General features: G+C 52.1%; 16 protein-coding genes and 3 pseudogenes. 13 read left to right on the top strand and 6 right to left on the bottom strand.

The window, feature by feature from the left end:
- Positions 1-275, top strand: a pseudogene (locus tag WLY71_RS15835) (hypothetical protein); the annotation flags it as partial.
- Here the strand turns inward: WLY71_RS15835 and WLY71_RS15830 are convergent.
- Entirely contained in the window at positions 243-908 is a 666-nt protein-coding gene (locus tag WLY71_RS15830; RefSeq protein ID WP_347804282.1) for a DUF2268 domain-containing putative Zn-dependent protease, read from the bottom strand. The pseudogene WLY71_RS15835 and the gene WLY71_RS15830 overlap by 33 nt on opposite strands.
- Before the next feature lie 36 nt (positions 909-944).
- The gene (locus WLY71_RS15825) at positions 945-1316 is read right to left on the bottom strand and encodes a PH domain-containing protein (protein ID WP_347804281.1); all 372 of its coding nucleotides are present in this window, start codon (positions 1314-1316) and stop codon (positions 945-947) included.
- Positions 1317-1514: 198 nt separating this feature from the next.
- Between WLY71_RS15825 and WLY71_RS15820 the strand changes: the two genes are divergently transcribed.
- Complete coding sequence (locus WLY71_RS15820; protein ID WP_347804280.1) at positions 1515-1940, top strand: hypothetical protein; 426 nt, start codon at positions 1515-1517, stop codon at positions 1938-1940.
- 4 nt (positions 1941-1944) lie between these two features.
- On the opposite strand, the gene WLY71_RS15815 is transcribed toward WLY71_RS15820, so the two are convergent.
- Together WLY71_RS15815 and WLY71_RS15810 are read right to left on the bottom strand one after the other, a co-directional pair.
- Positions 1945-2418, bottom strand: coding sequence for a GNAT family N-acetyltransferase (locus WLY71_RS15815; RefSeq protein WP_347804279.1), 474 nt, complete (start codon positions 2416-2418; stop codon positions 1945-1947).
- A gap of 158 nt (positions 2419-2576) precedes the next feature.
- Complete coding sequence (locus WLY71_RS15810; RefSeq protein WP_347804278.1) at positions 2577-5207, bottom strand: bifunctional diguanylate cyclase/phosphodiesterase; 2631 nt, start codon at positions 5205-5207, stop codon at positions 2577-2579.
- Between the two features lie 246 nt (positions 5208-5453).
- On the opposite strand from WLY71_RS15810, the pseudogene WLY71_RS15805 reads away from it, so the two are divergent.
- From WLY71_RS15805 to WLY71_RS15755, 11 genes and pseudogenes are all read left to right on the top strand, one after another.
- Positions 5454-5603: pseudogene (locus WLY71_RS15805) on the top strand (DinB family protein); the annotation flags it as partial.
- 296 nt (positions 5604-5899) lie between these two features.
- Positions 5900-7210 carry a flavin-containing monooxygenase gene (locus WLY71_RS15800; RefSeq protein ID WP_347804277.1) on the top strand — a complete coding sequence of 437 codons (1311 nt, stop codon included), beginning with the start codon at positions 5900-5902 and terminating at the stop codon, positions 7208-7210.
- 24 nt (positions 7211-7234) lie between these two features.
- The gene (locus WLY71_RS15795; RefSeq protein ID WP_347804276.1) at positions 7235-7651 is read left to right on the top strand and encodes a RidA family protein; all 417 of its coding nucleotides are present in this window, start codon (positions 7235-7237) and stop codon (positions 7649-7651) included.
- 52 nt (positions 7652-7703) lie between these two features.
- Positions 7704-8381, top strand: coding sequence for a DUF1028 domain-containing protein (locus WLY71_RS15790; RefSeq protein ID WP_347804275.1), 678 nt, complete (start codon positions 7704-7706; stop codon positions 8379-8381).
- Positions 8378-9526, top strand: a complete 1149-nt coding sequence (argE, locus tag WLY71_RS15785) for an acetylornithine deacetylase (RefSeq protein WP_347804274.1) — start codon at positions 8378-8380, stop codon at positions 9524-9526. Before WLY71_RS15790 ends, argE begins: the two co-directional genes overlap by 4 nt.
- Before the next feature lie 376 nt (positions 9527-9902).
- Positions 9903-11318 (top strand): purine-cytosine permease family protein, encoded by a 1416-nt coding sequence (locus WLY71_RS15780; protein WP_347804273.1) that lies wholly within the window; start codon positions 9903-9905, stop codon positions 11316-11318.
- A gap of 191 nt (positions 11319-11509) precedes the next feature.
- Positions 11510-11728 (top strand): PLD nuclease N-terminal domain-containing protein, encoded by a 219-nt coding sequence (locus tag WLY71_RS15775; RefSeq protein ID WP_347804272.1) that lies wholly within the window; start codon positions 11510-11512, stop codon positions 11726-11728.
- A gap of 561 nt (positions 11729-12289) precedes the next feature.
- Positions 12290-12574, top strand: coding sequence for a fructose-bisphosphate aldolase (locus WLY71_RS15770; RefSeq protein WP_347804271.1), 285 nt, complete (start codon positions 12290-12292; stop codon positions 12572-12574).
- Between the two features lie 370 nt (positions 12575-12944).
- Positions 12945-14114: a nucleoid-associated anti-phage protein gene (locus WLY71_RS15765; RefSeq protein WP_347804270.1), complete on the top strand. Its 1170-nt coding sequence runs from the start codon at positions 12945-12947 to the stop codon at positions 14112-14114.
- A gap of 183 nt (positions 14115-14297) precedes the next feature.
- Complete coding sequence (locus tag WLY71_RS15760) at positions 14298-15992, top strand: AAA family ATPase (protein ID WP_347804269.1); 1695 nt, start codon at positions 14298-14300, stop codon at positions 15990-15992.
- Positions 15979-17142: a hypothetical protein gene (locus WLY71_RS15755; protein WP_347804268.1), complete on the top strand. Its 1164-nt coding sequence runs from the start codon at positions 15979-15981 to the stop codon at positions 17140-17142. Before WLY71_RS15760 ends, WLY71_RS15755 begins: the two co-directional genes overlap by 14 nt.
- Positions 17143-17327: 185 nt before the next feature.
- On the opposite strand, the gene WLY71_RS15750 is transcribed toward WLY71_RS15755, so the two are convergent.
- A complete protein-coding gene (locus WLY71_RS15750) occupies positions 17328-18338 on the bottom strand; it encodes a hypothetical protein (RefSeq protein WP_347804267.1) in 1011 nt (336 codons plus the stop codon).
- A gap of 86 nt (positions 18339-18424) precedes the next feature.
- Positions 18425-18972: pseudogene (locus WLY71_RS15745) on the bottom strand (cupin domain-containing protein).
- Between the last annotated feature and the right edge of the window lie 395 nt (positions 18973-19367).

Here is a 19367-nt window from a genome sequence, read left to right as displayed (position 1 = left end):
CTTTTATGCTGCTAGCGCTCGCCATCCCGGCGCAGGCCGGGGTGACGCCATTCCCTGCTGCCTTTCGAATTCAGGACATCCCGGTCGAATGCAACTTGTACTGTGTAGCAGCTGGCGGAGCCTGCTGCTACCCGGTGCGGGGCGCAATTGATCTGTTTGTTCGGCTCGTCAGGAACGCAACACGCCAATCGCCCGCCGGTATTTTTCAACGCGTTCCAGGTCTTCCCACGACGGTCGTTGGGTCAGAGCACCACAATGCCTTCCTCAAGCGCTGAGGCGACAACATCTTGAGCAGGCGCGTTGATCCAGGTTGCAGCATCGATTTCGCCCACTGACGCAAGCCAGCGCCCAACCATCTGATAACCGAGCGTATAGCCAAGCCATTTCGGGTGAGCACCCAATCCGAAAAACCACTCGCTGTGATTGTAGTGCGTGGACTCAAGGGTATTCCGGTCGACCGGTGAGCGAAGCAGATCAGCGTCGGTAACGGCACACTCCCAAGGCTCTGGATCGTTGCCGAGCAAGTGCCGGACAAACTGTCCGGCAAGTCCTTCGCTGACCAAGGCTTCACCTAACGTCCAACCGTAGCCAGGCCCCGCCATGCGCAAGCAATGATGAACCTCATGGACGATTTGTCGATGCAGCGTGCCCGTGCGCAGGCTGGGCAACAAATTCGGGTTGTCCGGGTCGATGGTCATCGTGAACATGGTGCTTCGATAAGCCCGCCCCAAGAGGCCCATTTCAGGAATGGTCTCGCCAGGGAGCCGCTGGATCAACACATCAAGTCGCGCAGGCGTCATCAAACGGGAGATCGTCTTGTAAGCAGCGTCAAATTCGCCGGTCAAATCGGAGCGAAGTTCGGCAAGGCTCCCCGAGGCTTCCAGCCAATGCAGTGTCCATGCGTCCATTGTTACCTCTGAAAAACTGTCACGAAGCCTGAAAACTCAGCCCAGCAGATGCTGTGAGATGAGTTTGGAAATCTCGACCATCGACGTCCTCCCAGTGAATTCAAGCTTCACTCTGCCCAGCGCCGAGAAGTAGATTTCCAGCTCAGAATCCAGGTCGAAGGTGCCCGAGGTTTCCACGGAGTAAGCGACGATGTTTTTGTAGGGCAACGAAGTGAAGTCTTTTTTGCTGCCGGTGATGCCTTGCACGTTCACCGCGATGATTCGTTTGTTGGTAAACACCACGCCGTCGCGCATGGATTTATAGGCATCAATGACCTGCTCACCGTCCAGCAACAGCGCGGTGACTCGCTCCGCGTACTCGTTGTTTTGCTTGAGTTTGAAAAAGCCTTTGTTGTTGAAATCGATCATCCGCCATCCCCTTCCTTAAAGAGTGTTCCCTGGATTGCCAGCGCGTGGCGCGGCGAGCATACCATCGGGCCTGCGCTTATTGCGCCCCCTCCCACAGCGGATCTAAAAAACAATGGAACCCCGCGCCTCATCGCGCTTTCGAAACCCTATCAGCGCTGATCTTTGATCAAACAAGGCGCCATTGGAGAGGAAATCCCGATGAACAGTAGACTGCTGTTTTTGCTTGCCAGCCTGAGTCCCGCCCTGGTCATGGCTGAAGGCTGTGACGTGCTGACCCGCTCCCAAAGCCCATCCGTTCCGGTGGTCGAAACGCATAGTTGCTATGAGTACGAAGGCATGCCGGTGAACGCCATCGATTGGTCATGCAGCAACGAGAGCAAGGAGATGCTGACCAGCACCAAGAAAAAAGTCGAACAGTGCGCCGATCATTCTCAGGCCACTTGCATCGCCACGTTGACGCAAGAATCGCTGGCCAATCCTCACGCCACCAGCAAGGACAAGAACAGCACGTCGCTGAGTATTCCGAACAATGCTCAGGTCACTACGTATTACTACGGCGCTGAGCATTTGAGTCAGGCGAAGATTGATTGCGAGTCGGGCGGTGGACACTGGAAAGCGAAGTAGCTGTTCAAGTCCGTAACAGCCTCTTCACCATCGGAATGCAAGCGAGTTGCAGGCCGGAGGGCGACTGGTAAATAGCCGTCTGCTCACCGACGAAACCGCATCGCCGGTAGAACTGAGCAGCGTTTAACGTAGCGTCCAGTTTAACTTCCACCAGCCCCAAATCCCGTGCCAGACATTCAAGGTAATCCAGAATGCGCTTGCCAATGCCTCGCTGCATAAAGCCAGGCAGGACAAGGATCGCGCCGATTTCGCGCCTCTCCAGATCAAGCATTCCTGTCGCCACCGGTTCTCCCTGAATACACCCCAGATAAAAGTGTTTTTCCATCAGGCCGCAATATCCGTCCTCGGCTGCCCCTGACGTCCAGACGTCCAGTTGCTGTGGGGTATAGGCGCCGATGCATTGATACCGTATCGCTTGAAGGCGAATGTCGAATGCCGTCCGGCAATCGCCGTGACGGGCTCGTTTAATCTCTAACATTTCAATCTCCGTTAGCCAGTGGCGGACGGAGAACTAAAAAGCCCCGTCCATTTCTGGCGGGGCCTTGGGTAATACGTCAGATTCTAAGCACGCATGACCTCATGGCCCGCCAGAAGCGGGCATGGAGAAATGCATCATGTGCGTGCGGGGTGTGTAGGTCATGGGCAGATAGTGTTGGTGGAGGGCTGGCTTGTCAAATTTGAAGCGGAGGTAGAAAACACCAAGCGATCATTTAAGCTCCCCACCAAAGCGTTGAACGCGCACGTATCGAGCGGCCGGCTCAAGAAATAACCTTGACCTTCGTCACACGACACCGCTTTCAGTAACTTCAGATGCTCGGCTGTTTCAATGCCCTCTGCGGTAACGGTGAGCGACAACGCGCGGCCCAAGCCCACGATGGCCTGGATGATCGACTTGTCACCCTCGCTTTCACCCAGCCTGTTTAAAAAGCTGCGGTCTATTTTCAGGCCATCGAATGGGAAGGCGCGCAGGTAGCTCAGCGAAGAATATCCCGTTCCAAAGTCGTCCATGGATATGCGAACGCCGAGGCGTTTGAGCGTACGCATTATCTCAAGCGCACCTTCAGCATCTTCGAGCATGACGTTTTCGGTAATTTCCAGCTCTACTCGGGCAGGATCGATGCCAGAGTCGAAAAGTATTTTCTGGAGGCGCTCTACCAAATTGCCTCGCTTGAATTCGATGGGCGAAAGGTTAATCGATACGAACAGACTTTCCGGCCACCGCGCGGCGTATCTGCAGGCGGTATCGATGACCCAGTTGCTCATGGAAAGAATCAGCCCGCTTTCTTCCGCAATGGGGATGAACGTGTCGGGTGATATCAAGCCAAGCTCAGGATGTTGCCACCGTACCAACGCCTCGGCACCGACCATCTGACCGTCAACGATGCGATAGCGCGGTTGGAAATGCAGCCGCAGCTCTCCGTGTTTGATCGCAAAACGCAGGTCACTTTCCAAACGGCGGCGCTCAATGATCTTCGCGTTCATATCGCCCGCGTAAAAGCGCCAGGTATTACGTCCTCCGGCCTTGGCTTCGTACAACGCGATATCCGCATAACGAAGCAGCTCAGTAGCCTCACGCGCGTCATTTGGCGCCATTGCGATGCCAATACTGGCGCTGACGAACACTTCCTGCTCATCGATCTCTATAGGTCGCTCGATGGACTCGATCAGGCGGCGACATAGCGCCTCGACTTCTTCCTGGGAGCTCACATCGGTCAGGATCAGTACAAACTCATCACCCCCGACCCGGGCGACAAGGTCCCCGTGGCGCACGCAGTCAGCCAGACGGCTCGATACTTCGTTAAGTACCCGATCACCTGCCGCATGCCCCAACAGGTCATTCACCGGCTTGAATCGATCCAGGTCCAGACTGAGCATGACCAGAGGTTGTTTTACCGTTGGCAAAGCCTTGAGTTTACCGTCAAGAAACTCCTGAAGCCGTGTCCTGTTAGGCAACCCGGTAAGCGCGTCATGCTGTGAGAGAAATTCGATTCTTCGACGGGCTTCGACTTCCTCGGTGACATCAGTTGCAGTACCCCGGAATCCTCCACCGGCCATTTCTCGCGCCGAAAGACGCGTGATTCTCTCTTGGCCTCTAGTATCGACGTAGCGGCACTGAACACTGATATTCGGGCGACGGTTCGGGATGCTGAGCCACTGAGATAACGTGCCTGATTCGGTGTTCAGCAGATCATCCATCGCTGCACCAATCCAAGCGTCCCTGAAGAGCCCTGTTACATCCTCAAATCGCTCGGATAGATAGGTGAAATGCCAATCAGCGTCTATTTCCCATACCCAGTCCGAGCTGGCTTCAACGACATCGCGAAAGCGCGCTTCGCTGGTGGCGAGGGCAGCCTGACTGCTTTGCAGTGATGTGTAGCTGGCGTCAAGCGCCTGCGCACCCGCGGTCGTGCGACGCAAGATGGCCCAGGTCATCAGGCACACCAAAAGCGCGGCGATGCCGATCAATGGCAATCCTAGCCCCAATAACCGCAGACCTGGCCTGGACGGACTCCAGTGCAAACTGCCGGCAGTACCGTCCTCGCCCAATGGAAAGACAGACGTTTTGCCGATTTCGTCGGAAGTGGCGACGCGCAGGCCATTCACCCCGTAATCCCGGCCTATCGTCTCGAGTTTGGCACTGTCCAGAATGTCGACGAACATCAACACCGACGGCGACCTGTCATCAGGCACCACGGTCGGGTCAGTTCCCGGCGTAATCGCCGCGGCCGCGACCAAGGCGGGTACGCCTCCAACGACAATGAAGGCGGTTGTCGGCGTCTCTGTTTCCGCGCCTTCACGAGCCTTTACGAGAATTGCGTCAATGGACTGCTCGAGCCATTCCGAGACTTCAACCGATTTCAACTCACCCTTGAGCACAGAGTAAACAGTGCGATTGACGTCGTTGATGACAAACACGCCCGGAAATCCAAAATCCGTGTAAAGCGTTGTCCCGACGTTTTGTCGTATGTACGCCCAGTCAGCGTCCATTTCAACATGCAGGTGCTTGTAAGCATCGCCCCAAAATGCGTAATCCTTGACGGTCGACCGCAGCGATTTTTCCAGCGATTGCATGGCCTTCTTCGTGTAGAAAGCACTTTCGACCTCCTCCGTTCGGTCTAAATCATGCGCAAGATAAACAAGTGAATAGCTGGCAAGGAAAAAAACGCCCGCCAATAGACCCGCAAACATGAACAGAGAAGCGCGTGCCAGCGATACGCTGGAACGATCGATCGATGTGCGGGCGATAGAAGGGAGATTGTTCGACATATATTCCCGCTGGACGTTGAGGCATTCGGCTGCATCTCAAGCTATCGGCTGCAGTTGCTGAAGGGTGAGTGACCATATGTCTTCCCGGGCTTATCTCCCCGCTGCCGGCTACCGTTCCAGTCCAGTCCAGCGCTTAGCTTCAGCACCGGCAGCATTCGACCTGTCTGAACGTCCAGCCCCAACTTGCAAAAGTTAGGCGAGTGCGGCTTGATCGCCTTTAAACATTCACCACATGTCTCGTCGCTGTCCGATAAGGATTTTTACAGCCTGGTCATGCATTTTTTTAACCATCAAACCCATCACCGTGGCCAGGTTACTACGCTGCTTTCACAGGCTGGTATTGACATAGTTGATACAAATTTAGTCTTTCTCATTCCATCCCGATCTTGCGTATAAATAAAGCTCGTCACTACGCACCGGTGCCGTGGCCTGCATATGCATAACCCGGAACGACCATCAACCTTCGATGTTTAGGCAAGTCCTGGAGCATCACCGATGGCTGAAAAGACGCTGCAGAAGACAATCTCTCTAGCCTTGCGGGCAGACTCGACCTTCCCTGAGCCTCTGCATCAGTTATTTATACTCAAATGCCAGCTTAATAATATTTTACCGATACCAGGGTGATCCCTAGTCTTGACCCCAAGAAATGGCAGGCCGTTACCGACCTAAATCCAACTTCGAAGGGTATAGAGATGACCACTGACAAAATAAAAACAGATACGCTGATTGTTGGCGCCGGTCAGGCTGGCGTGGCCATGAGTGAACACCTGAGCAAACTCGGGGTGCCGCACCTGGTGCTGGAGCGCAACCGTATCGCCGAACGCTGGCGCACCGGGCGCTGGGATTCGCTGGTGGCCAACGGTCCGGCCTGGCATGACCGTTTTCCCGGTCTCGATTTCGACGACCTCAGCCCCGACGACTTTGCCCCGAAAGAACGCGTCGCCGCCTATTTCGAAGCCTACGCCAAGAAATTCAACGCCCCGATCCGCACCGGCGTGGACGTGCTGAAGGTTGAGCGCAATGTCGGTCGCCCGGGCTTCACCATTGAAACCTCTGAAGGCGTGATTGAGGCCAATCGCGTGGTGGCTGCCACCGGGCCTTTCCAGCGTCCGGTTATCCCGCCGATTGCGCCGAAAGATGAACAATTTCTGCAGATCCACTCGGCCGAATACCGCAACCCGGTGCAACTGCCTGAAGGCGCGGTTCTGGTGGTCGGCGCCGGTTCGTCGGGCGTGCAAATCGCCGATGAACTGCAGCGTGCCGGCAAGAAGGTGTATCTCTCGGTCGGCGCACACGACCGCCCTCCTCGCGCCTATCGCAACCGTGATTTCTGCTGGTGGCTGGGTGTGCTGGGCGAATGGGATCAGGCGGCCATGAAACCCGGCCGGGAACACGTCACCATCGCGGTGAGCGGCGCACATGGCGGCCGCACCGTGGACTTCCGCGGGCTGGCCCATCGCGGCATGACACTGGTGGGTTTGACCCAATCGTTCAACGGCGGCGTAGCGACTTTTCAACCGAACCTTGCCGAGAACCTTGCACGCGGCGATGAGAACTATCTGGCGCTGCTCAATGCCGCCGATGCCTACATTGAACGCAATGGTCTGGGCCTGCCGGAAGAGCCTGAAGCCCGTATTACCTTTTCCGATCCAGACTGTGTGACTAACCCGATTCTTGAACTCGACCTGGCCAAGGCCGGCGTGACCTCGATCATCTGGGCCACCGGTTTTGCCACGGATTACAGCTGGCTCAAGGTTGATGCCTTCGACGACAACGGCAAACCGGCGCATCAGCGCGGCGTGTCGAGCGAGCCGGGCGTGTATTTCCTCGGCCTGCCGTGGCAGTCCCGTCGCGGGTCTTCGTTCATCTGGGGCGTTTGGCACGACGCCAAATACGTGGCTGATCACATCGCCATCCAGCGTTCATACCTCGACTACCACGATGCGGCGCAACGCGAGGCTGAAACTGTCCCGGTCGCCCATAAAGCAACTGTCAGCGCTTGAGCCATTTTTCTTTAGGAGCCTCAAATGTCCACGCCAACTCATACCCGTATTCGCATGTTCAACACCAAGGAAACCTACCCGAACCAGAGCCTGGACAATGACTTGTGCCAAGCGGTCCGGGCCGGCAACACCGTTTATGTTCGCGGTCAGGTCGGCACTGACTTCGAAGGCAACCTGGTGGGCCTCGGTGACCCGCGAGCGCAAACCGAGCAAGCCATGCGCAACGTCAAACAGTTGCTGGAAGAGGCCGGCAGCGACCTCAACCACATCGTGAAAACCACCACTTACCTGATCGATCCGCGTTACCGCGAGCCGGTGTATCAGGAAGTGGGTAAGTGGCTCAAAGGGGTGTTTCCGATCTCGACCGGGCTGGTGGTGTCGGCGTTGGGGCAGCCGCAGTGGCTGATGGAAATTGATGTGATTGCGGTGATTCCTGAGTAAGGAAGTAGACCGAGTCGCCCCCTTCACCAAGGCAAAACAAGGAGCAAAACCCATGACCTTCTCCATCGCAGCACGTTGCCCCGAAACCGGTCAGTTCGGCATTGCGATCAGTTCCTCAAGCATCGCCGTCGGCGCACGGTGCCCCTGGCTGCTGCCGGGGGTCGGCGCCGTCTCTACGCAAAACATCACCTTGCCGTCGCTCGGCCCGGAAGTCCTTGCCCTCATGGAGCAAGGCTTCGCGCCTGCTGAAGCACTGGACAAAGTCCTGACCCGAAACGGCTACAGCCAATATCGCCAGATCACCGCGATTGACCATCTCGGCCGCACCGCGCATCTCAGCGGCTCGCAAACCTTGGGCAACCACAACGCCGTGTCAGGCGAGCAATGCGTGGCCGCCGGCAACATGCTGGCGGATCGGTCGGTGATAGAGGCCATGGTCGAGGCATTCGAACATGGCGAAGGTCAACTGACCGACCGCCTGCTCGCAGCAATGAAAGCGGCCATCGCTGCGGGCGGCGAAGCCGGGCCGGTGCATTCGGCGGCGGTGGTGGTGGTCGGCGAGCTGACCTGGCCGATCATCAACCTGCGGGTGGATTGGGCGGATCACGATCCAATCGGCCAGCTTGAGAAACTCTGGGACGCCTATCGCCCACAGGTTCAGGACTACATCGACCGCGCCCTGGCCCCCGACAAATCCCCCGGCTACGGTGTCGCCGGAGACGACCGATGAGCACCAGCCTCGATTTGCTGAACACGTTGGTGGCGTTCGACACCACGAGCCGCGAATCAAACCTGCACCTCATCGAGTTCGTCCGCGACTACCTCGAACGCTTCGACGTGCCTTGCGAGCTGGTCTACAACGATCAGCGCAGCAAGGCCAATCTGTTCGCCACCATTGGCCCGGCGGACCGGCCGGGCATCGTGCTGTCGGGGCACACCGACGTGGTGCCTGTCGACGGCCAGCCGTGGACCGTTGCGCCGTTCGAACTCACCGAGCGCGACGGCAAGCTGTACGGCCGCGGCACGGCGGACATGAAAGGCTACATCGCTTGCGTACTCGCGCTGGTCCCGTCGCTGGTGAAAGCCACGCTGCGGCTGCCGGTGCACATCGCGCTGTCCTACGATGAGGAAGTCGGTTGCCTCGGTGTGCGTTCGTTGCTGTCGGAATTGGAAAAACTCCCGGTCAAACCGATGCTCTGCATCATTGGTGAACCGACCGAGCTCAAACCGGTGCTGGGCCATAAGGGCAAACTGGCGATGCGCTGCGATATTCACGGTGAAGCCTGTCATTCGGCGTACGCGCCGCTTGGGGTCAATGCCATTGAATACGCCGCCGAACTGATCGGTGAACTGGGGCGGATTGGCCACCGGCTCAAAGCGCCCGAGCATCACGATGCCCGTTTCGATCCGCCATTCAGCACCGTGCAAACCGGCGTGATTTCCGGTGGCAAGGCCTTGAACATCGTCCCCGCCGATTGCCGCTTCGACTTCGAAATCCGCGCCCTGCCCTCGCATGATCCAAGTGACGTTGCGCAGGAGCTGAAGGCTTATGCCGAGCAACAAGTATTGCCGCGCATGCGTGCGGTGAGTGAACAGAGCGAGATTCGCTTCAGCGAGTTGTCGGCGTATCCCGGGTTGGCGACCGATGCGCACAGCGAAGCGGCTGAGTTGATTGCTGCGTTCTCAGGCTCTCGAGAATTTGGCACCGTGGCCTTCGGAACCGAGGGCGGCCTATTCGACGCCGCAGGAATTCCGACAGTGGTGTGCGGCCCCGGCAGCATGGATCAAGGCCATAAACCCGACGAATTCGTCAGCCTCCAACAACTCACCGCCTGCGACGCCATGCTGCAACGAATGCTGCTATCGATCTGTTAACCCAATCCCTGTAGCAGCTGGCGAAGCCTGCGTTCGGCTGCGAAGCAGTCGTAAACCCTGCGCCCGCGGTTTTCCTGATGCACCGCGTCGTTGGATTTTGCGACTGCTCCGCAGCCGAACGCAGGCTTCGCCAGCTGCTACAAATTTGCGACCGGCAAGCCCCATCCGGCGGGCTTACGTTCGCGCGTGGGCGTCGTAATACCAGCCTCTACAGCCGCCCCAACCGACATACATTTTTTAACGTCTATACCCACAAACTTACTAATTTATCTCTCACTCCCCACCGCACATCATCAACTCCAACAAGAAAAGCGTCGCCCCCATACGGCGCTCACCGAAGTACGTCCACGTACTCACTTTTGCCTTGGAGTCCGTCATGGTTACCGCAGCAACAACCTCCGCCCCGCTCATCGAAAAACATACCATCGGCTACGTGCCACCCGAAGATCGCCACGGAAAAACCAGAGACCTTTTCACCCTCTGGTTCGGCGGCAACATCGCGCCGTTGCCCATCGTCACCGGCGCCCTCGGCGTGCAAATGTTCCACCTGAACCTGGTGTGGGGCATCGTCGCCATCCTCGTTGGCCATCTGGTCGGCGGCGTGCTGATGGCGCTGCACTCGGCGCAAGGCCCGCAGATGGGCATTCCGCAAATGATCCAGAGCCGCGCCCAGTTCGGCTCCCTTGGCGCGCTGCTAGTCGTGCTGATCGCCGGCATCATGTACATCGGCTTCTTCGCCTCCAACATCGTCCTCGCCGGCAAATCCCTGCATGGCGTGGTCGACAGCGTGCCGGTGCCGGTCGGCATCGTCATCGGCGCCCTCGGCTCGGGCATCATCGGCATCATCGGCTACCGCTTCATCCACGTGCTCAACCGCATCGGCACCTGGGTACTCGGCGCCGGCATCGTGCTCGGCTTCGGCTACATCTTCACCCACGTACAAACCGCCGACTTCCTCACCCGCGGCAGCTTCAACATCTCCGGCTGGCTGGCCACCGTTTCCCTCGCCGCACTCTGGCAAATCGCCTTCGCGCCCTACGTCTCCGACTACTCGCGCTACCTGCCGGCCAACGTGCCCGTCGCCGCAACGTTCTGGACGACTTATCTCGGCACCGTCCTCGGCTCCAGCCTCTCGTTCATCTTCGGCGCCGTCGCCGTCCTCGCCACACCCGTCGGCATGGACACCATGGACGCCGTCAAACTCGCCACCGGCTCCATCGGCCCGTTGATGCTCGTGCTGTTTTTGCTCAGCGTCATCAGCCACAACGCCCTCAACCTCTACGGCGCCGTGCTGTCGCTGATCACCCTGATCCAAACCTTCGCCTACCGCTGGATCCCCACCGCCAAAAGCCGCGCCGTCCTCTCCATCATCATCCTCGCCGCCTGCTGCTTCGCCGCCGTCGGTGCCTCCGCCAACTTCATCGGCCACTTCGTCGACATGGTGCTGGTGCTGCTCGTCGTACTGGTGCCGTGGACCGCGATCAACCTGATCGACTTCTATGCGATTCACAAAGGTCAGTACGACATCAACTCGATCTTCAAGGTCGATGGCGGGATCTATGGCCGGTACAACCCGCAGGCGCTGTTGGCGTATGCGATCGGGATTGTGGTGCAGATTCCGTTTATGAATACGCCGCTGTATGTCGGGCCGATTTCAGAGCACATCAATGGGGCGGATTTGTCGTGGTTGGTAGGCCTCCTGATCACCTCCCCGCTCTATTACTGGCTAGCCAACCGCGACACCGCCTACAAACGCCGCCTCTCAACCGGAAAACTCGCTAACAGCCTGTAATTGGAATGCAATCCCCTGTGGGAGCGAGCTTGCTCGCGATGAGACCATGACATTCAACATCCATGTCGACTGTCACACCTTTCGCGAGCAAACCCGTTTTCGCTTTACCCGCCATCCCCACAAAAACTCGAAATTTAATGAACCCCGCCCACACCCACTCACCTAACTGAATGACTATCAGGAGGTGACCCATGCAAACCGAAACCATCTGGATCGTGCTGACAGCAGTTCTTTTGCTGGTCGAGCTTTGGGCAATCAACAGGGTGCGTAAAGCTGAAGGCAAATCGAGCAACAAACTCTTATGGATAGTGGTAATCGTGTTTGTGCCACTGATTGGGGTGGTGGCATGGGCACTGGCGGGACCGAAACATACCGATCACAACCCGCATTCACCGCAGGCCAGACAATGACGGCGGAGGCTGTGCGGTAAGAATTTGGGAACTGCGCAAACTCAAACAACAAAGCCCCGAAGATTCGGGGCTTTGTTGTTTCTGACCACCCAATTTCATAAACCTGACGTCCGAAAATCGCGTAGGAATTTACCCTTTGTGGCGAGGGGATTTATCCCCGTTGGGTCGCGAAGCGGCCCCAAAACCTGCACCCCATTTCCCAAGGCACTCCACACAGCCCGAATCACCGCGACAAGCCCGAAAACAGTGGCATTCAGCCTTGTCACAACAAGCGCCCAACCGTCCTACAGCCCGGTTGTGAGCACCAAAATGGCCGCCTATATTCGACCCGTCGCTGACCGCAGTTAGCGACAGGGTTTCGTAGCCCAACAGAAGTGGTCACACCGCTAAATAACAACTGTGGCAAACTTTGCCGCCGTTACGTTATGGCGGCTGTGTGTGGGAGACCTTCGGGTCTGCCGGCTTTGATCTCTTCTCCGGTCTGCGAACCCGCACATAGCTGCCACCCAATTGTTTCGCAGCAGAAAGGTGGCTTCATAATCCTTTGAAGAGCTCATCCTTATGACAACGAACAATCCGCCTCGCCGCTTCACCCCCATGTCCCAATTCGCCACCGAATACCCCGTCCTCCTCATCGACAGCGACGCCCCACTGCGCGAACTCCACAACTGCGTCAGCGAACGCCTCAGCGCCGTCCTGAAGTACCTCAATCTCATGGCCTGCACCAGCCTCCCCGACTACGCCGAAAACGACATCAACACCGTTACCAACATCGCCCGGATCCTGATCCAGGATGTGAGCGATGTGTTTCGGGTGATTGAGCAGCGTGGGTTTGATAGACCGTAGGAGCAGTGACAGCATTTCAGTCGTAAAAACCCGCAATTTTTGCGGGTTTTTTTCATGTCTCTATCTAGCTTTTCCTAAACGTTGAAAATCCAATTTTTTATAGAACCTCGGCTCGTGGAATAAACCACCACTCATTTTCCATGAGCGAGATTGCCCATTAGGACTGCAGGCAGGAGGGCTTAAGGATGACCGTAAGATCCCTCCTATCTTAAGGCGCGCTTGGAGACACAAGGCGTAATGGCCAAATAATGGCTGGCTTTTTCCTATGGCGGTGCATTATCTTTATCCCGAAGGGTCGTTAAAACAGAGTGTAATCAACAAAGAATTAATATCAGCATCATATGAGTAGGCAAAAAGGAAACTTCAGAGCATGAATTCGCAGGTAGAGATTAGCAGCAGCATAGGCCAAGCAGCCCCCGTAAGTACCGGGCTAAAAGTTATTAGTGCAAAAACTGCCGATATTTATAAAAAAAACTTAGACGGAGTCACTTTTTATGAAGCCGCTATAGGAAAAAACTGGGATTTAAGCAAGCCAACCGCGCTTGATTTCGTTGCCGTCATCGAGCGAAAATTTGCTAGAAACAATAAGTACCATGGATTTTTCTTACCAACTAGCCAGCATATGGCCCCTAAAACACTGAGCGAGTACATTGGACAAAAAATAGATTTTGATGAAATGGTTGATGCATTTGTACAAAACGCTTGTACCGTAGCCAATGAGCCTGGCAGAGGCACTCTCAGCCTAGGACATCTTGTACTAGTCCATTACCGCACTGCGAATGACGAAATAGATACTGGTCGCTTTTTGGTGGTGCTGGTAGGGAAAAAAGGTGGTTATGACTTTGACGCCGATCTGCAACCCATTGATCTTACAAGCATAAACACAAGTGACCTGCGCCATGCCGCAATGTTCGATTTGACATTGTTTAACGAGACATTCCCCAACAACGACGGTGATGCTTATCTAAAATTTATCGCCAAAAATTCAAAAAGCGATTTCTTCAAGGAAGCATTTGGGTGCGGCGACTATGTTCCGAACAAGAACAGTGTCCAGCAAATTAATACAGCTATTCTAGACTTTCTAGATGACCCAGCCATCCCTCCTCAGCGGCGTGTACAAATCATCGAAAAAGTAACCACCTACTTATCGAATGCTGCAAAATCACAAAAAGCAGTTTCAATTGTACAAGTGGGGCAAATCATCAATAATTCTCTACCTGTAGGATCTGAGAAAATTGGTGGCTTCGAGAAATTCGTCAATCTCGGTAGTTATACTATCAGCGAGCTATTCCAACCGACCAGACCTGCCGCTGCCACATTAAAAAGTGTTGACATTAATGATCCGGCCGGAATTTTTAAATGCAGCATTAACATCCAGGCAATCGGCTACTCTAACTCAGATGAAAAACCAGTAATCGTCGATGATGATTTGAAGTTTATAACTATACCCCTCACACCTCAAGCAAGTACCATACTCAAGCAAATTCTTGGTGAGAAAATCATTATAAATGAAGCACTTCCGCACCAAGTAGTAATATAGCTATTAGACCGCCAAATCACTTCATACAAACAACATCTGGCCTAAGCTTCTCTGATATGTTAAAAGCATTTCCAACAACACAAATTCATCAGCACCAAAGCAATTAAAATACGTGAGAAAATATTATCTTGCATAGCATTAAATAATGAAAAGAACGCGAATATACGGCACTGGGAGCCCAAGATGAACTTGGTTCATATTTACATTGGTGAGCACAAGGCCATACGAAACTTAAACATCTCCTTTGGTGGAGGGGTGCTTTGCTCCGTTCAGGAACGAACTATTAAAATCTCCAGGCTGACTGATACATCTGCTTACTATCACGGATTCCACTGCTCTGCACTTATCGGTGCAAACGGTGTTGGAAAAAGCTCGGCGTTAGATTTTATAGAAACTGCCTACTTTCCGACAGACTCAAGCGGGACGCTAATCTTTTACGAAGCTAAAACCGAAATATTCCACATCTGTGTAATTAATATGGAAATCACCATATGCAATAAGCAACATGAAATTCATTACGACTATAACCACTTCGCTACGACGCACTCTGTAAACATTGTTAAAATAAACAATATTTCAAGCGCACAAAACAAACTCGGATACCAAAAAAAACACATCCATCCGTTAATTCATGAGCATACATTAGAAGAATACACAAAATCAAAAATCAAACAAAAACAATATTTCGCCAATCTTTTAGCTTACTTTAGAGGTTCAGTGCAGCGCGATGGGATTGTGAAAGATATTGGTTTTGAGTTTACGTTTAACAACTCGTGCAGCCGAGTCGACAGACTCTTCTTAGAAAGCACATTTCATATTGATCACTCTAAAACTATCTCAAACCTGAAAGAAAAATTTATTTCCAAAAATAGCCATCCGGAATGGATGACTTTAGGACCCAACGAAATATTTCAAAGTCTAATCAAGTTAAATTCGATTTCCATTATCGTGGAGCTTTCAGCTTCTCGCAAAATGTCCGATAAAAGATACCTGCTGGCATTTCTTTTAAAAACATACATAGAAATAGATGTTAGCGAACGGTACACAAATAACACAATCGCACTAAAACAAACAATCGAAGCGTTGAGATACCTTGAGAATTGGAATATATTCTCAATACCTCCTTCTGAATTAGAAAACATTCAAGACGTTGTTGATATAGAGAGAATGCAATTACGACTTGAATCTATTATTGAACTGCTAGAACGAATAGCATCATTACTTTCCAACTATCAATTTGAGTTTAAAAACACAGACCCCGCCAGTGTTAAGATTGAAGATTTTTACATAATCAGCGAACTGACTAATATTATAGTCAAGCTTCCACCAAGCATATCGTCAAATTTCAGTTGGGGATGGCGCGGCGTTAGTACTGGGGAAATGGCTCTATCCCACTTATTTTCAGAAACTTATCACTATCTGCGCAGTGCCCCAAAGAAAAGGAACAGCATATTCATCATAGATGAGGCTGATCTATATCTTCATCCGGAATGGCAAAGAAGCTTTTTAGATACTTACCTTTCTCATCTAAAAATGCTAGTTGACTCAGCCAGCATATTTAAACCTCAAATACTTCTATCTACTCACTCTCCAATTATAATTAGTGACTTCCTCCCTCAAGACATCACCTCTCTTACGAAAGACGCCAACGGGCAAGTGAGCTTACGCGAATCTATGGGATTTGGCACCAACATAACTAACTTATTTATTGACGGCATGCACATAGATTCTACTTTTGGGGAGCATTCAAGAAAAGCAATCAGCACACTAATAAAGAAGTCCCAAGAAGGCAAGCTTGAAAAACTAGATAGGGTTTTGATAGGCAGCATGGGGAACAAATTTATTAAAGAGTACTTACTAGAAAATGATAACGTTTGAATACAGCCCTACACCAAAGTTGATCGAGCTCTTCACCAAAGAAGTAATTGATCGAGCTTCACTGGCAATGACTGCTTATTTACCCATGGTACCAACACTTGATCGTCAGAAATTTGAAGATTTATTCAACTCTGCAGCTATCAAGAACCTCCTGCTTTGTTCGCCAGAGTTATTAACTGCACACATACATCAAATTTACACCGCACTGCCAATTTTGGCAGATCGTTACTGCCCGGCCTATTTGCTCGCCGGAATACAAATCCCAAGCAATATAAGCAAACTTAATCTCCGAAAGAGGCACGATACGATTGCCATAGATGTAGCCGTTCAGAACGCTCTAGAATTCTTGAACCACAAAGCAACACCAGATTTAAGTTTCACCTTATCACTACTGAAACTTTTATCTGACTCTAAACTCTACGGCGAAAAGAAAAAGGCCTTGGGACGAATATATAACGTTGCTTATGGAGATTTCCTGCTAACAAAAGAAGACCTGAAAATTTTCCCTTTATGGATAGAGAACTTTAGCAAAGTATTTAATTATTCAGATCTCTCCAAAAAAATAGGCCTGGCGATTGTGCAAGAGCTGAATATAAATATATGCCTGTATTGCAACAATGAAAATATTCAGACAAGAGGCTTAAAGGTGAAGTTACGGGCAGACCTTGACCACTTTTATCCAAAAACGAAATTCCCTTTTTTAGCAGTAGCACTGTCCAATCTTGTTCCTTCAGGCAGCTTTTGCAACCAGGGCTATAAAAAAAATTATCACATGCTTGATTTCGAACACCCGTTTATAGCCGGCGTAACTACAGCGAAACTATTTCACGTTGAAATCCCACCAGGAGAGAAGCCTACTAAAGCAAACCTAAAGGTAAGAGTTATCGCCCAAGGAAGCAAGATTGATAGGAGCATTGAAAAATTCGAAATTGAAAATCTTTACTCTACGCAAGACGACATCAACTCATGGATTCGTAAAGCGCATGAAGTGGTAGATTTCACTTCAGGATTTAATAATTCGGAAACTACAGACATACTTCTAGGACTTCTTGTTGACGCTTCTAAACCACCGCATCAAGAGCAAGCAAAAAAATTTAAAGTAGACTCTATAAATCAATTTGCGAATAGGCAGATTTTGTCTTACCCGTAACATATGCTTCGCACGGGCGAAATGAATATCTCAAAAATGGAGGGGTGTATTAAATCGATTTTATCCGTGCACTCATCTGACAACCTGAACAGAAGGAGGAACGTTTCACTTTGGCGCATATATTCAATTAAAAGCAGACAACCCTAGGCAAATTAAATAAATCGATCACCTTAACGCGAAAAAAGCTATTTTATAAAGAAGCCACAATCAGCATCCTCAAAAGTCTCCTTCTTAAAACCAGGCACGTCTTTAAGCTGATCGTAGAATATTTTCCAATCATAGTTGGAATAGAATTTAGGCTCAGAAAAATCCATTCCTTCAAGGAGATTGCGGCCATATTCGGTGGAGCAGCGCTCTGCAGATTCTACAATCTCCAGTTGGTAGTCAAATCCCTCCAGCCCGCTGGATTTGAATAGCATATCTTTAATCGCGCCCAAATCGCCCAATATATGATCTGGATTATATTTTTCATAAAGAAGATGCTTACTCAAATCCATGAACATCCTGCCTTTTATCGTTGGTAAAGCGAACACAGTTTGATCAGGCCTCTGAACAAGCCCTAACGCCGATAACATTGTGATGATTTCCCTTGTAGGGCCATCTGATCGATAGCCTATGGAGCTTTTAAATGTTGGCGTATGGATCAACCCATTTTTAATTATTTCATCGAGAACGGCGTACTTTAAACCAACAGGACCATTATGATTAGCAAAAACTCGAACATCCGACTTGATGAGTCTTCCAAAAACAGTTGCGAACAAAAGATCTTTGCAAACAATTTCGGATATATAGTTAGACATCCACATCTGCTGTTCTTGTTTATCAGCATCAAACCCAGAGGGGAGGTAAATAATCTTTAACCCACGAAGCAGAGAACATAAAGCTTCATCCCCCCGATAACTGGAGATGACCTCAGCGATTTTCAATCGATGTTTGGTGGTATCCTTAGCAAAATACACTTTTATCGGTGCGTTTCGGTCATGAAGTAAGCTCATGAGGTCTTTGTGCACACCTGCCGAATTAGACCACAGCACTTGGGATACAAGTGATCTATTGCAGTCTCTCTCAAGTACGCACGCGTAATCATATTTTTTTCGATCCGCTTCTAGGACACCAAAAAGTTTTGTCTTAGCATAAGAACTTAAGACGGAGTCAAATTCTTCAGCAACAAACTGGTGCTCTGCGGATACCGGCATATTCTATTTCTCGCGCTTATAATGAAGAGGAGGCTGAAACATATTGCCTTTGAAAATATTCATCCTCGTATTATTCTGCCCCGCAATCAAAAGTTAGCCGGTGTGTTAGCACTGATGATTTCCGCCTCATCCGCCCCTATATTCCGAAACCGATGCGGCAACGTCGTCGGAAAGTAATACCCATCCCCGGCATTCAGCACACTGATCTGCCCATCAACCGTCAACTCAACCGTCCCCCGAGTAACCAGCCCACACTCCTCCCCTTCCGAATGCACAATCGGCTCTTCCCCCGAACTCGCCCCAGGCGCGTATTGCTCGCGCAACAAGCGCATCTGCCGACTCGGCACCGAAGCGCCAATCAACAACAACCGCAGTCCATGACGCCCGAGATCCGGTTGTTCATTGGCGCGGAACACGTATTGATGCTCGCGGGGTGGTTGTCGAAGGTAAAGAAGTCCGCCAAGGACATGGGGATGCCTTCGAGCAGTTTTTTGAGGGAGCTGACGGAGGGACTGACGCGATTTTGTTCGATCAGGGAGATGGTGGCATTGGTGACGCCGCTACGCCGGGCCAGCTCGCGCTGGGAGAGTTTGTAGCTTTCGCGTACTAATTTGAGTCGTGAGCCCGTGTCCATGACAGCCTTATGCGAGGAATACTTAAGGGTTATGGGGGTGGATGGCGGGCGACTTTTGGCCGCGAAGATACCGCTTCCCTGTCCCGGAAATTTGAAAGGCGGGTATTAAATCACGTTTGGTGGTGTTGCTCAGCAGGTTCGATAAATGGTTGGGTAAAAAGGTTGTTTCGGCCTGAAGTCAGGGGGTTTGGCCTTGAGAAATGCAGGTGCGATTTCTGTGGGTCAGTTGGGATTGATAGTGATTGGTATGGCCTCATCGCGAGCACGCTCGCTCCCACAGTTTGGTTCTGGTTGGTCACAGATTTTGTGTATGCCATGGATCTCTTGTGGGAGCGGGCTTGCTCGCGAAGGCGGTGTGTCAGCTACATCATTGTTGGAAGTTAAGCCGCCTTCGC

Origin of the sequence: Pseudomonas rossensis (assembly GCF_039888995.1) — a bacterium.
In the GTDB taxonomy this organism is placed as follows: Bacteria; Pseudomonadota; Gammaproteobacteria; order Pseudomonadales; family Pseudomonadaceae; genus Aquipseudomonas; species Aquipseudomonas rossensis.
This window is presented reverse-complemented; position numbering and strand designations above follow the sequence as displayed.